At 64.9% G+C, this 13,244-nt stretch carries 12 protein-coding genes; 6 read left to right on the forward strand and 6 right to left on the reverse strand.

All coding sequences use genetic code 11. The annotated features are described in order from the left end of the window. Positions 1-128 precede the first annotated feature (128 nt). Positions 129-1,223 carry an enoyl-CoA hydratase/isomerase family protein gene (locus NX784_RS05555; RefSeq protein ID WP_258815670.1) on the forward strand — a complete coding sequence of 365 codons (1,095 nt, stop codon included), beginning with the start codon at positions 129-131 and terminating at the stop codon, positions 1,221-1,223. Positions 1,224-1,237: 14 nt separating this feature from the next. On the opposite strand, the gene rapZ is transcribed toward NX784_RS05555, so the two are convergent. The 5 genes from rapZ to ilvA form a co-directional block, all read right to left on the reverse strand. Further along, the gene (gene rapZ / locus NX784_RS05560) at positions 1,238-2,101 is read right to left on the reverse strand and encodes an RNase adapter RapZ (protein ID WP_258815671.1); all 864 of its coding nucleotides are present in this window, start codon (positions 2,099-2,101) and stop codon (positions 1,238-1,240) included. Positions 2,102-2,174: 73 nt separating this feature from the next. After that, positions 2,175-3,110, reverse strand: a complete 936-nt coding sequence (hprK, locus tag NX784_RS05565; protein ID WP_166859448.1) for an HPr(Ser) kinase/phosphatase — start codon at positions 3,108-3,110, stop codon at positions 2,175-2,177. Positions 3,111-3,125: 15 nt separating this feature from the next. Then, complete coding sequence (locus NX784_RS05570) at positions 3,126-3,608, reverse strand: PTS sugar transporter subunit IIA (protein ID WP_258815672.1); 483 nt, start codon at positions 3,606-3,608, stop codon at positions 3,126-3,128. Positions 3,609-3,944: 336 nt separating this feature from the next. Next, complete coding sequence (queF, locus tag NX784_RS05575; protein WP_258815673.1) at positions 3,945-4,775, reverse strand: NADPH-dependent 7-cyano-7-deazaguanine reductase QueF; 831 nt, start codon at positions 4,773-4,775, stop codon at positions 3,945-3,947. 265 nt (positions 4,776-5,040) lie between these two features. Beyond that, entirely contained in the window at positions 5,041-6,705 is a 1,665-nt protein-coding gene (gene ilvA, locus NX784_RS05580) for a threonine ammonia-lyase, biosynthetic (RefSeq protein ID WP_258815674.1), read from the reverse strand. Positions 6,706-6,750: 45 nt separating this feature from the next. Here ilvA and NX784_RS05585 point away from each other — a divergent pair, with 45 nt between their 5' ends. The 5 genes from NX784_RS05585 to NX784_RS05605 all read left to right on the forward strand — a co-directional run bounded on the left by NX784_RS05585 (position 6,751) and on the right by NX784_RS05605 (position 12,883). Beyond that, positions 6,751-7,254 (forward strand): YqaA family protein, encoded by a 504-nt coding sequence (locus NX784_RS05585; RefSeq protein ID WP_258815675.1) that lies wholly within the window; start codon positions 6,751-6,753, stop codon positions 7,252-7,254. A gap of 220 nt (positions 7,255-7,474) precedes the next feature. Then, positions 7,475-11,482 carry a DUF3683 domain-containing protein gene (locus tag NX784_RS05590; RefSeq protein WP_258815676.1) on the forward strand — a complete coding sequence of 1,336 codons (4,008 nt, stop codon included), beginning with the start codon at positions 7,475-7,477 and terminating at the stop codon, positions 11,480-11,482. After that, positions 11,479-11,913, forward strand: a complete 435-nt coding sequence (locus NX784_RS05595; RefSeq protein WP_258815677.1) for an HIT family protein — start codon at positions 11,479-11,481, stop codon at positions 11,911-11,913. Before NX784_RS05590 ends, NX784_RS05595 begins: the two co-directional genes overlap by 4 nt. Before the next feature lie 30 nt (positions 11,914-11,943). After that, entirely contained in the window at positions 11,944-12,357 is a 414-nt protein-coding gene (locus NX784_RS05600; RefSeq protein ID WP_258815678.1) for a gamma-butyrobetaine hydroxylase family protein, read from the forward strand. A 10-nt stretch (positions 12,358-12,367) separates the two neighbouring features. Next, complete coding sequence (locus NX784_RS05605; RefSeq protein WP_258815679.1) at positions 12,368-12,883, forward strand: DUF2867 domain-containing protein; 516 nt, start codon at positions 12,368-12,370, stop codon at positions 12,881-12,883. 89 nt (positions 12,884-12,972) lie between these two features. On the opposite strand, the gene NX784_RS05610 is transcribed toward NX784_RS05605, so the two are convergent. Continuing rightward, positions 12,973-13,176: a cold-shock protein gene (locus NX784_RS05610; protein ID WP_056448893.1), complete on the reverse strand. Its 204-nt coding sequence runs from the start codon at positions 13,174-13,176 to the stop codon at positions 12,973-12,975. Between the last annotated feature and the right edge of the window lie 68 nt (positions 13,177-13,244).

A 13,244-nucleotide genomic window follows, 5' to 3' on the forward strand; every position in this document is an offset into this window, starting at 1 on the left:
GCCACGCGTGCAGTAGCACCAAGGAGTGAAGGGCGCATCGGCGCCCTTTTCGTTTTTCTGGCCGCCCTTTTCTGGCTTATCTACGGGCGTTATACAATGCGGCTCTCATTATTCAAACAACAAGAGACATGACCGACTACGTACGCACGCGGGTTGCCAACCGCACCGGCATCATCGCCCTGGACCGTCCGAAGGCCTTGAACTCGCTGTCGCTGGACATGGTCCGCGCGCTGACGGGCACGCTGCTGGCCTGGCGCGACGACGCGGGCATCGATGCCGTCGTCATCACGAGCACGAGCGAGAAGGCGCTGTGCGCCGGCGGCGACATCCGCTTCTTCCACGAAGCCGGCCGCGCCACGCCGCAGACGGGCAGCCCGCTGCTGGAAGATTTCTTCACCGAAGAATACGCGCTCAATCATCTGATTCATTTTTATCCGAAGCCGTACATCGCGCTGATGGACGGCGTCGTGATGGGCGGCGGCATGGGCATCGCGCAGGGCGGCCCCGGCTGCGGCCTGCGCATCGTGACGGAGCGCTCGAAGATCGCCATGCCCGAGGTGAACATCGGCCTGTTCCCGGACGTGGGCGGCAGCCACTTCCTGTCGCATGCGCCGGGCCGGCTCGGCCACTATCTCGGCGTGACCGGCGTGACGATCGGCGCGGCCGATGCCATCTACGTGGGCCTCGCCGACGTGTTCGTGCCGAGCGCGCACCTGGATGCGCTGCGCGCCCTGATCGATGCGACGCCGGGCGCCGGGCTGCCTGCCGCGATCCGCACGTTCGCGGCGCCGTTCGCGCCCGACGCCGGCGAACTCGCGGCGCAGCGCGAGACGATCGACCGCCACTTCGGCGCGGACTCCGTCGCGGCCGTGATGGCGTCGCTGGAAGCGGATGCGAGCCCGTTCGCGCAAAAGACGCTGGCCACGCTGCGCCAGCGCTCGCCGCTGATGATGTCCGTGACGCGCGAGATGCTCGTGCGCGGCGAAAGCCTCGGCGTGGCGGACTGCCTGCGCATGGAGCGCTCGCTCGTGCGCCGCACGTTCGAGCATGGCGAAGTGCTGGAGGGCGTGCGCGCGCTCGTGATCGACAAGGACAATGCGCCGCGCTGGAATCCGCCGCAGCTGGCCGACGTTACACCGGAAATGGTCGCGTGGTTCTTCGCGCCCGTGTGGCCTGCGCACGCGCATCCGCTGCACGGCCTGCGCGATCCGGCCGGGGCGTGATCACGCCCGCGGCATCACGGCTGCTCGCGATGCCGCACGACGACCCGTTCCGTGTCGCCGAAATACGCGCCAAGGCGCTCCGCCATGTACACGGACCGGTGCTGCCCGCCCGTGCAGCCGACGGCCACCGTGAGGTAGCTGCGGTTGTCCTTCTTGAACGACGGCAGCCACTTGGCGATGAACGCGCGGATGTCGGACAGCAGCTCGGCTGCCTGCGGCTGCGCGTCGAGGAAGGCGATCACGGGGGCGTCCTTGCCGTTCAGCGGGCGCAGCGTCTGGTCGTAATAGGGGTTCGGCACGGCGCGCACGTCGAACACGAAGTCGGCGTCGAGCGGCACGCCGCGCTTGAACGCGAACGATTCGAAGTACAGCGTCAGCGGCGCGTACGTGACCTCGGCCAATTCCTTGACCCACGCGCGCAGCTTGTTGGCCGACAGTTCGGACGTGTCGATCACATGGCCCATCTTTTCGATCTGGCCGAGACGGTCGCGTTCTTCCGAAATGCATTCGATCAGCGTGCGGCGCGACGCCGGATTCTCGCCCGGCCGCAGCTCGTGCGACAGCGGATGGCTGCGCCGCGTCTCGGAAAAGCGTGCGACGAGCGAGTGCGTGCTGGCGGTCAGGAAGATCACCTTGACCTGGTGACCATCCTCGCGCAAGGTGGCCACCGTCGTCGGCAACTCGGCCAGCGATTCGGCGCTGCGCGCGTCGACGGCGACGGCGATGCGCTTGGTCTCGCCGCCGTCCATCGTGCCGACGAGGGCCGGCAGCAGCGCGGGCGGCAGGTTGTCGACGCAGTAGTAGCCTGCGTCTTCGAGGACGTTCAGGGCGACGGATTTACCGGAGCCCGAGATACCGGTGATGAGTAGGATGCGCATGCGCCGATGATAGCACCGGCGCGTATTTGCCGCATCGCACAAGCCGTATGGATGAGGTCTTTGCAACAGCGCGTCAGTCGCTGGACATTGCCTGACGTTGACGTTCCATGAACTCCTGCAGCGTATCGATCCCGCGCAGCTGCAGGATCGTATTGCGCACTGCAGCTTCGAGCAGCACGGCGATGTTGCGGCCGGCCGCGACGGGAATGACGACCTTGCGGATCGGCAGACCCAGCACGTCCTCGGTGGGGAAGTGGAACGGCAGGCGTTCGACTTCTTCGTCCAGCGCGCCGCGCTTGACGAGGTGGACGATCAGTTTTAACCGCATCTTGCGGCGCACCGCCGTCTCGCCGAAGATCGCCTTGATGTCGAGCAGGCCAAGGCCGCGCACTTCCAAGAGGTTCTGCAGCAGGGGCGGGCAGCGGCCCTCGATCATGTTCGGGGCGATGCGCGAAAACTCCACGGCGTCGTCGGCGACGAGGCCGTGCGAGCGCGAGATCAGTTCCAGGCCCAGCTCGCTCTTGCCGAGGCCGGAGTCGCCCGTGATCAGCACGCCCACGCCTAGCACGTCCATGAACACGCCGTGCATGATGACGCGCTGCGCCAGCTTCTTCGACAGGTACACGCGCAGGTAGTCGATCACCTGCGCGGCCGGCAGCGGCGTCGAGAACAGCGGGATGTTCTGCTCGTCGCAGATGGCGAGGATGTCGGGCGGCGTGTCGAGGCCTTGCGCGATGAACAGCGCCGGCGGGCCGCCCGCGATCAGTTCGCTGATCACGTGGCTGCGCGAGCCGGATTTCAAACGCTGGTAGTAATTCAGTTCCTGGTGGCCGAACACCTGCATGCGGCCCGGGTGGATCAGGTTCAGGTGGCCGACCTGGTCCGCGGCGGAGACGGCGTCGCCCGAGATCTGGCGTTCGCCGCCCGGGAATCCGGCAAACCAGCCCAGTTGCAGGCTGTCGCGGTTGTCGTCGTACAGCCGTTGGATGGTCAGCGGGGTTTGCAGCATGTTCGCTTTCGCAGGTCAGCCGAGGGCTTGCAGGCTGGGCTGCCAGTTGATGATGCGTTCGTAGACCGACTTCGGATCGGTGTCCGTCGCCAGCGCCGTGCGGATCGCTTCGTCCGAGAACAGTTCCGCGATCTCCGACAGGATCTCGAGGTGCTGTTGCGTGACGTGGTCCGGGATCAGGAGGAAGAACAGCAGCTTGACCGGCTGTCCGTCCGGCGACTCGAACGGAATCGGCTCGGCCAGGCGCACGAAGGCGGCCAGCGGCGCTTTCAGGCTCTTGCTGCCCTTGATGCGCCCGTGCGGCACGGCGACGCCGTGGCCGAGCCCCGTGGACCCGAGGCGCTCGCGCGCGAACAGATTGTCCGACACGGTGGAGCGGGCGATGCCGCAGTTGTTCTCGAAGATCAGGCCGGCCTGCTCGAATGCGCGCTTCTTGCTCGACACTTCGATGTCGAGTTGCACGTTCTCGAGCGAGAGGATTTTGCTTAGATTAGTCATAACACGCTTCTATTGCGGTGCACCCTGGGGTGCTTGCGAGCGGGAATTATAGGCCGGTTTTATGGCCGTGTAATTCGATTTCGCATGCCGGGGGCGCTCGTCAGATTTCGCCCGCCAATGCGGTGCGACCGGACCGTGCAGCCGGCTGCCAGGCATGCGCAATTTCCGCCACGAAATCCCGGGTTTCACGCATGAAACATCCGCCCGGGGCCTCTTTTGCCGATTTTTCTAGCGCTAAGTGATCGCTTTGCACATCCGGCGGCAGTGCCGCGGATGTCGCCGGAAACGTACAGTGTAGATGGGGACGAACGGCAAAAAATCACCCATCCGCACCATTCATTGACGCGCGGCACGCAAATTCGGCGGTTTGCCCGTGCTGAAATTGGCGCGCCAGGGATTGATGTCCAGGCCGCCGCGACGGGTGTAGCGCGCGTACACGGCCAGCTGGCTCGGCTTGCACTGGCGCAGGATGTCCGTGAAGATGCGCTCGACACATTGCTCGTGGAATTCGTTGTGCTCGCGGAAACCGATCAGGTAGCGCAGCAGGCTTTCCTGGTCGATCTGCGGACCGGCGTAGCGGATCTGCACGCTGCCCCAGTCCGGCTGGCCCGTGACGAGGCAGTTCGATTTGAGCAGGTGCGACACGAGGGTTTCCTCGACCGCCGCTTCGTCGTGGTTGGCCTTGAGCAGTTCCGGCGAGGGATTGTAGTTGTCGATCTCGACGTCGAGGCGGTCGATCAAGAGGCCGTCCAGCTCGCCCATCTTCAGCTTGCCGAAGTCCTCGGGCAACGTGAGCGCCGCATGCACGGGCGCGCCGAACGCGTTCGACAAGTCGTCGCGCAGCAGCGCGAGCAGGGCGTCCGTGTTGGCGAGGCGCGTCTGGTTGAACGAGTTCAGGTACAGCTTGAAGGACTTCGATTCGACGATGTTGGGCGAATCGGCAGGCACGGTGAACGTGGCGATGGCGACTTGCGGCTTGCCGCGCATGTTCAGCCACGACAGCTCGTAGGCATTCCAGATGTCGACCCCGAAGAAGGGCAGGGTGCCCGTCAGGCCGAGTTCGTCGCGCTTTTGCACGCGCGGGATGGGAAACAGCAGCTCCGGTGCGTATTCGGTCTGGTAGGCCGAATTTTTACCGAGAGGCGATTGTTCAGGGGTATTGGTCATGGTGTTTTCTCGATGCCGGCCATGCGACGCGGGGTGGCCGCGTGCATCCCGTGAGGGTGAGTCGATGCCGGTCCGGCGGCGGCAAGGCGGCGTATCGTACACCTTTCCGGGATTGGACGTGTGTCCCGTTAGCGCATGCGTTCAGGGTAGGGTGGACGGGTCTCCCGTCCACGCGGTGATAGTTTGCGCTAGCCGGATCGCGCACGAGAACGGAGCCGCCGTGTATCACCGCGTGGACGGCAAGCCGTCCACCCTACGGATCCGGTTACAGAAACAGCTTGTAGACCGGATTCGCGCTCTCGTCCCAATAGCGATACCCGAGCGTCGCGAGGAACTGGCGGAATTCGTCCATCTCGCCGGACGGCACTTGCAGCCCGACGAGGATGCGGCCCACGTCGCCGCCCTGGTTCCGGTAGTGGAACAGCGAGATGTTCCAGTTCGGCGCCATGCTGTCCAGGAAGCGCATCAGCGCGCCCGGGCGTTCCGGGAATTCGAAGCGGTACAGCAGTTCGTCGTGCGCGAGGCCGCTCTTGCCGCCGACGAGGTGGCGCACGTGCTGCTTCGCGAGCTCGTCGTGCGTGAGGTCGAGCGTGCGGAAGCCATGTTCCTCGAACGTGCGCGCGACGGTGCCCGATTCGCTGCGGCTGCCGATCTGCACGCCGACGAAGACGTGGGCTTCGGCCTCGTCGCTGATGCGGTAGTTGAACTCGGTGACGTTGCGCGGGCCGATCAGCGAGCAGAAACGCCTGAAGCTGCCGCGCTGCTCGGGGATCGTCACGGCGAACACGGCTTCGCGCGCCTCGCCCAGTTCGGCGCGTTCGGCCACGAAGCGCAGGCGGTCGAAGTTCATGTTGGCGCCGCACGCGACGGCGACCAGCGTCTCGCCGCGCACCGGGTTCTTCGTCATCTGCGAACGCTCCACGTACGCCTTCGCGCCCGCGATCGCGAGCGCGCCGGACGGCTCGACGATGCTGCGGGTGTCCGTGAACACGTCCTTGATGGCGGCGCACAGTGCGTCGTTGTCGACGATGATGATTTCGTCGACCAGTTGCTGGCACAGGCGGAACGTCTCGGCGCCGACGAGGCGCACGGCGGTGCCGTCCGCGAACAGGCCGACGTCGGACAGGGTCACGCGCTCGCCCGCCTTCAGGCTGCGCGCCATCGCGTCCGAATCGTTCGTCTGCACGCCGATGATCTTGATGTCGGGACGGATCTGCTTCACGTACGCGGCCACGCCGCTGATCAGGCCACCGCCGCCGATCGCGAGGAAGATCGCGTGGATCGGGCCCGAATGCTGGCGCAGGATCTCGACGCCGATCGTGCCCTGGCCGGCGATGACGTCCGGATCGTCGAACGGATGCACGAACGCGAGCTTCTGTTCCTTCTCCAGCATCTGCGCGTGGTTGAACGCGTCCGTGTACGACTCGCCGTGCAGCACGACTTCCACGTTGCTGCCGCCGAACGCGCGCACCGCATCCACTTTCACGCTGGGCGTCGTGGTCGGCATGACGATCACGGCGCGGCACTTCAGGCGGGCCGCCGACATGGCGACGCCTTGCGCGTGGTTGCCCGCCGAGGCGCAAATGACGCCGCGGTTCAGTTGCGACTCCGACAGGTTCGCCATCTTGTTGTAGGCGCCGCGCAGCTTGAAGCTGAACACGCTCTGCATGTCTTCGCGCTTCAGGTAAATCTTGTTGTCGGTGCGCTTCGACAGGCTGGGAGCGTATTCCAGCGGGGTTTCGACGGCCACGTCGTAGACGCGCGCGGTGAGGATTTTCTTGAGGTAGTCGGTAGTCATGATCGATGCGGGCTGTTCGGGTTCCGGGGCGACGCTGACTGTCCTGCTTGGTGGGTAACCGAGGCGAGCAGTGCGGCAGCTTGGCTTGGTAGAGCCTGGCGTACCGTGTCGGTGCGAGATGTTTCTCCTCATTATAATGTACTCAACTTATCGTTCTGCCGTCCATTCTTTTTGCCGATGATCGAATCCGCCGTCCTGTGGCTGCTGAAATTCCTTGCCGTGCCCACCGTCGGGCTCACGTCGGTATTCCTCATCGCCTTCGTCTCCGCCACCCTGCTGCCGCTCGGCTCGGAACCGGCCGTCTTCGCCGTCGTGAAGGCGAATCCCGCCATGTTCTGGCCCGTGATCCTCGTCGCCACGCTGGGCAACACGCTGGGCGGCGTCGTCGACTACTGGATCGGCTACCGCGCCAAGGTCGCCTTCGCGAAGGAACGCACGTCGCGCTGGTTCCACTGGCTGAAGCGCTACGGCGCGAAGACGATGCTGCTGTCGTGGGTGCCCGGCATCGGCGACCCGCTATGCACCCTGGCGGGCTGGCTGCACCTGCCGTTCTGGCCCAGCGTGATCTATATGGCGATCGGCAAATTCGGGCGCTACGTCTTCATGACCGTGACCTTGCTGTACATCCCGAACGGATGGTGGAAGTGGCTGGGGGAGATGAGCAGCAGGCTGTTCGGCTGAGGGCGCCGCCATCCGGCGTGGATAAGATGCCTCTTCTTTCATCAAGCCGAGCTTTCGGCGGAAAATCTGTCGTTCAGCCAAAACAAATTTGAGCAGAAGCGTCGTTTTCTGTCTGTTTCTGCTTTCCTGGCGTTGCAAAAATTATTCCTTCCCCAGCGTGGTGCATCGCAATAAGCTAGAATAGACAGTCCTACGCGTCTGTACGACAGTCGATCTCTCCATGAACGCTCCTGCCAATATCCACGCCCTGCTCGAAGAAAACGCGCCGATTCGCCTGCGCGAGATCCCTTATAACTACACGTCGTTCTCCGATCGCGAGATCGTGATCCGACTGCTGGGCGAGTCATCGTGGCAGCTGCTGGACGAATTGCGCGGTGCCCGCCAGACGGGGCGCTCGGCGCGCATGCTGTACGAGGTCCTGGGCGACATCTGGGTCGTGCGCCGCAACCCGTACCTGCAGGACGACCTGCTGGACAACCCGAAGCGCCGCGCCAAGCTGATCGAGGCACTGCACCACCGCCTGGCGGAAGTCGACAAGCGCCGCCTCACGGTGGACGCGGGCGAATCCGATCCGGCCACGGCCGCGCGCCGCAGCGCCGCCGTCGAACAGCTGCTCGTCGCCGCCCGCAAGGCCGTCGACGACTTCGGCAGCGAGTTCCGCCAGACGTACGACCTGCGCAAGCGCGCGAAGGCCGTGCTGGGCCGCTACACGGATAAACGCAACATCCGCTTCGACGGCATGCACCGCACGTCGCACGTGACGGACGCCACCGACTGGCGCGTCGAATACCCGTTCCTCGTGCTGCTGCCCGATTCGGAAGACGAGATGGCCGGCCTCGTGAAGGGCTGTATCGAACTCGGGCTGACCATCATTCCGCGCGGCGGTGGCACCGGCTACACGGGCGGCGCGATTCCGCTGTCGCCGATGTCGGCCGTGATCAACACGGAAAAGCTGCTGCAGATGGGCGAGGTCGAGATGACGCGCCTGCCGGGTGTCGACCGCGACTACGCGACGATCTACACGGGCGCCGGCGTCGTCACGCAGCGCGTGTCGCAGGCCGCTGAAAAGGCCGGCTTCGTGTTCGCCGTCGACCCGACCTCCGCCCACGCGTCCTGCATCGGCGGGAACATCGCGATGAACGCGGGCGGCAAGAAGGCCGTCCTGTGGGGCACGGCACTGGATAACTTGGCGTCGTGGCGCATGGTCGACCCGAACGGCGACTGGCTCGACGTCACGCGCATCGACCACAACCTGGGCAAGATCCACGATGCCCCGGTCGCCACGTTCAAGCTCGAATGGACGCACCCGTCCGAGAAGGGCGCGCCGAAAGGGGCGCCGTTCCGCACGGAGACGCTCGCCATCGAAGGCCGCCGCTTCCGCAAGGAAGGCCTCGGCAAGGACGTCACCGACAAATTCCTCGCGGGCCTGCCGGGCATCCAGAAAGAGGGCACCGATGGCCTGATCACGTCGTCGCGCTGGATCCTGCACAAGATGCCGAAGTTCACGCGCACCGTCGCGCTGGAATTCTTCGGCCAGGCGCGCGATGCGATCCCGTCGATCGTCGAGATCAAGGATTACCTGGACAGCCTGCCGAAGAGCGGCAAGCCGGAATTCGAAAGCCTGCGCCTCGCGGGCCTCGAGCACCTCGACGAACGCTATCTGCGCGCCGTCGGCTACGCGACGAAATCGAAACGCGGCACCCTGCCGAAGATGGCGCTGTTCGGCGACATCGTCGGCGACGACGAGAACGCCGTCGCGCTGGCCACGTCGGAAGTCGTGCGCCTCGCGAACACGCGCGTGGGCGAGGGCTTCGTTGCCGTCAGCCCGGAAGCGCGCAAGAAATTCTGGCTCGACCGCTCGCGCACCGCGGCCATCGCGCGCCACACGAACGCCTTCAAGATCAACGAAGACGTCGTGATCCCGCTGAACCGCATGGGCGAGTACACGGACGGCATCGAGCGCATCAACGTCGAACTGTCGATCAAGAACAAGCTGCAGCTCGTCGAGGAACTGCACGCGTACTTCGCGGCCGGGCACCTGGAAGTGACGAAGGCGGACGATGCGACGGGCGAAGGCGTGTCGAAGGAAGAGATCCTCGGCGACCGTCCGCAGCAGGCGGACGACCTGCTGGCACGCGTGTCCGCGCGCTGGACGTGGATCCTGGCGAACCTCGACCAGCCGTTGGGTGACGTGCTCGGTCAACTGGCCGACCATGGCCTCGATGGTTTGAGCGGCACGTTCCAGGCGCGCCTCGCGCAGCAGCCGGACGCGAAACTGTTCGACGTCGTGCAGGACCACACCGTGCGCGTCTCGTGGAAGCAGGAGCTCCGCGCGCCGCTGCGCCACATCTTCAACGGCGCGGCCTACGAACCGATCCTCGCCGAAGCCACCGCGATCCACAAGCGCGTGCTGCGTTCGCGCGTGTTCGTCGCGCTGCACATGCACGCGGGCGACGGCAACGTGCACACGAACCTGCCGGTGAACTCGGACGACTACGCGATGCTGCAGGACGCGCACAAGGCCGTCGAGCGCATCATGAAGCTGGCGCGCTCGCTGGACGGCGTCATCTCGGGCGAACACGGCATCGGCATCACGAAGCTGGAATTCCTCACCGACGACGAGATCCGCGACTTCCGCGACTACAAACAGCGCGTCGATCCGGAAGGCCGCTTCAACAAGGGCAAGCTGCTGAACAGCGACACGGCGTACGCCGACCTGCGCAACGCGTACACGCCGTCGTTCGGCCTGATGGGTCACGAATCGCTGATCATGCAGCAGAGCGACATCGGCGAGATCGCCAACAGCGTCAAGGACTGCCTGCGCTGCGGGAAGTGCAAGCCCGTGTGCACGACGCACGTGCCGCAATCGAATTTGTTGTACTCGCCGCGCGACAAGATCCTCGCGACGTCCGCGCTGATCGAGGCGTTCCTGTACGAAGAGCAGACCCGCCGCGGTGTGTCGATCCGCCACTGGGAAGAATTCGAGGACGTGTCCGACCACTGCACCGTGTGTCACAAGTGCGTGACGCCGTGCCCGGTCAACATCGATTTCGGCGACGTCTCGATGAACATGCGTAACCTGCTGCGCAAGATGGACAAGCGCAGCTTCAAGCCGGCGCAGCGCGCGGGCATGTTCTTCCTGAACGCGACCGACCCGACGACGATCAATGCGATGCGCAAGGGGATGATCGACTGGGGCTACAAGGCGCAGCGCCTGGGCGCGACGGTGTTGAAGGCCGTCGCGAAAGAGCAGACGAAGGCCCCGCCCCCGACGACGGGCAAGGCGCCGATCCGCGAGCAGGTGATCCACTTCGTGAACAAGAAGATGCCGGGCAACCTGCCGAAGAAGACGGCGCGTGCGCTGCTGGACATCGAGGACGACAAGGTCATCCCGATCATCCGCAATCCGAAGGTCACGAACGCCGATACGGAAGCCGTGTTCTATTTCCCGGGCTGCGGCTCCGAGCGCCTGTTCTCGCAAGTGGGCCTGGCCACGCAGGCGATGCTGTGGGAAGTGGGCGTGCAGACCGTGCTGCCGCCGGGCTATCTGTGCTGCGGCTATCCGCAGCGCGGCGCCGGGCAGTACGACAAGGCCGACAAGATGATGACGGATAACCGCGTGCTGTTCCACCGCATGGCCAACACGCTGAACTACCTCGACATCAAGACGGTCGTCGTCTCGTGCGGCACCTGCTACGACCAGCTGGCGACGTACGAGTTCGAGAAGATCTTCCCGGGCTGCCGCATCATCGACATCCACGAGTACCTGATGGAGAAGGGCGTCAAGCTGGAAGGCGTCACCGGTACGCGCTACATGTACCACGAACCTTGCCACAACCCGATGAAGCTGGGCGATTCGATGAAGACCGTGAACGCGCTCGTGCAGACCGTCGACAACGTCAAGATCGAGAAGAACGACCGCTGCTGCGGCGAGTCGGGCACGTTCGCCGTGAGCCGTCCGGACATCTCGACCCAGGTCCGCTTCCGCAAGGAGCAGGAGATGGTCAAAGGTGCCGACAAGCTGCGTGACGACGGCTTCAAGGGCGACGTCAAGATCCTGACGAGCTGCCCGTCCTGCCTGCAGGGCCTGTCGCGCTACAACGACGATTCGGGCACCACGGCCGACTACATCGTCGTCGAGATGGCGCGCCACCTGCTGGGCGAAAACTGGCTGCCGGACTACGTCGCCAACGCCAACAACGGCGGCATCGAGCGGGTCCTCGTATGACGACGCGCGTCGCTGGCTGCGAGCTGTGCGACCTGTCGGCGCCGACCGTCGTCGACAACGACAAGTTCGCCGTCATCCTCGTCGACGATGCGAACTACCCCGGCTTCGCGCGCGTAATCTGGAAGGACCACGTGCGCGAAGTGAGCGACCTCGCGGATGAAGACCGCCTGCTGCTGAACGACGCGGTATGGAAACTGGAGCTTGCGGTGCGCGACGTGATGCAGCCGTTGAAGGTCAACGTGGCGAGCCTGGGCAACGTCGTGCCGCACCTGCACTGGCACGTGATCCCGCGCTACGCCGACGACGCGCACTTCCCCGCGCCCGTGTGGGCGCAGGCCGCGCGCACGACGCCGGACGCGGTGCTGGCCGAGCGCAGGAAGCGCGTGCCGCAACTGGCGGAGGCGATCGCACGCCGCTTCGCGAGCCGTTAGAATAGGCTTTCGCTTACGGATCACGCCATCATGCCGACGCCCACCAACCTCACCATCCGCCAGCAATCGAAGGTACTGGAAATCGCCTTCGACGACGGCGCCGCGTTCTCCATCCCGTTCGAGCTGCTGCGCGTGTACTCGCCGTCGGCCGAAGTGAAGGGCCACGGCCCGGGCCAGGAAGTGCTGCAGGTCGGCAAGCGCGACGTGGGCATCCGCGGCGCGGAACCCGTCGGCAACTACGGCGTCAAGCCGCTGTTCACGGACGGCCACGAGTCCGGCATCTACACGTGGGATTACCTGTACAAGCTGGGTAACGAGCAGGACAGGCTGTGGCAGGACTACCTGGGCCGCCTGCACGCGGCGGGGTATGAAGGCGACAGCGGCCGCGACGCGCAGGCAGTGCCTCCGCCCGGCCGGCACGGCGGTGGTTGCGGCGGCCACTGACCGCGCAACGATGGTTGCGAAAACCGATATCCCATCCGCCAGCGCGGTGCGCGCGCTGCAAGCAAAGGCCGATTACTGGGACGCCTACGAAGTCGAATCCGCAGGCCGTGCGCCCTCGGCGCTGCATGCCTACCTGGCGTTTGCGCAGCGGACGCCGACATGGATCGACTTCCTGATGGCGATCCGTAACGCGGCCGTCCGGCTGCTGGGGCTGAAGAACGTCGGCAACCTGGCGAACGTCCCACCGCCATCGGCCGCGCCCACGCTGAAGCCGGGCGACCGGGTCGGCATCTTCACGATCCGTTCCGTGTGCGACGACGAGGCCATCCTCGAGATCATCGATTCCCATCTCGACGTCGTGCTGTCCGTCTACCGCCACGACGGCATGCCGCAGCGCCTGACCGTCAGCACGCTCGTGTTCTATCACAACCTCGTGGGGCGCTTGTACATGGTGCCCGTGGGTCCCATGCACAGGCTCGTCGTGCGCTCGATCTTGTCCAACCATCCCGTGCAGATGGCCACGTAAAACGAAAAAAGCGCCTGTGCGATACACGGCGCTTTTTTCTTTGCCGGCCGGGTGGGCCTGCTTGATCCGGTCTGTGTCCCGGTCGGGGATTATTGCGGCTGGATGTTCGCCGCCTGCTTGCCTTTCGGGCCGGAGGTGACGTCGAAGCTCACACGCTGGTTTTCAGCCAGCGATTTGAAACCGGCCGAGTTGATGGCCGAGAAGTGTGCGAACAGATCGTCGCCACCATCGTCCGGTTTAATGAAGCCAAAGCCTTTTGCGTCGTTGAACCATTTCACGGTGCCAGTCGCCATGTTTCTCTCTCTCAAGAAATTTTTTTAACAAGTAATGAGGTTTTGCTGGCGGCACATGGTTAAGCGAT

This window comes from Massilia pinisoli (assembly GCF_024753285.1).
GTDB classification, from domain to species: Bacteria; Pseudomonadota; Gammaproteobacteria; order Burkholderiales; family Burkholderiaceae_D; genus Telluria; species Telluria pinisoli.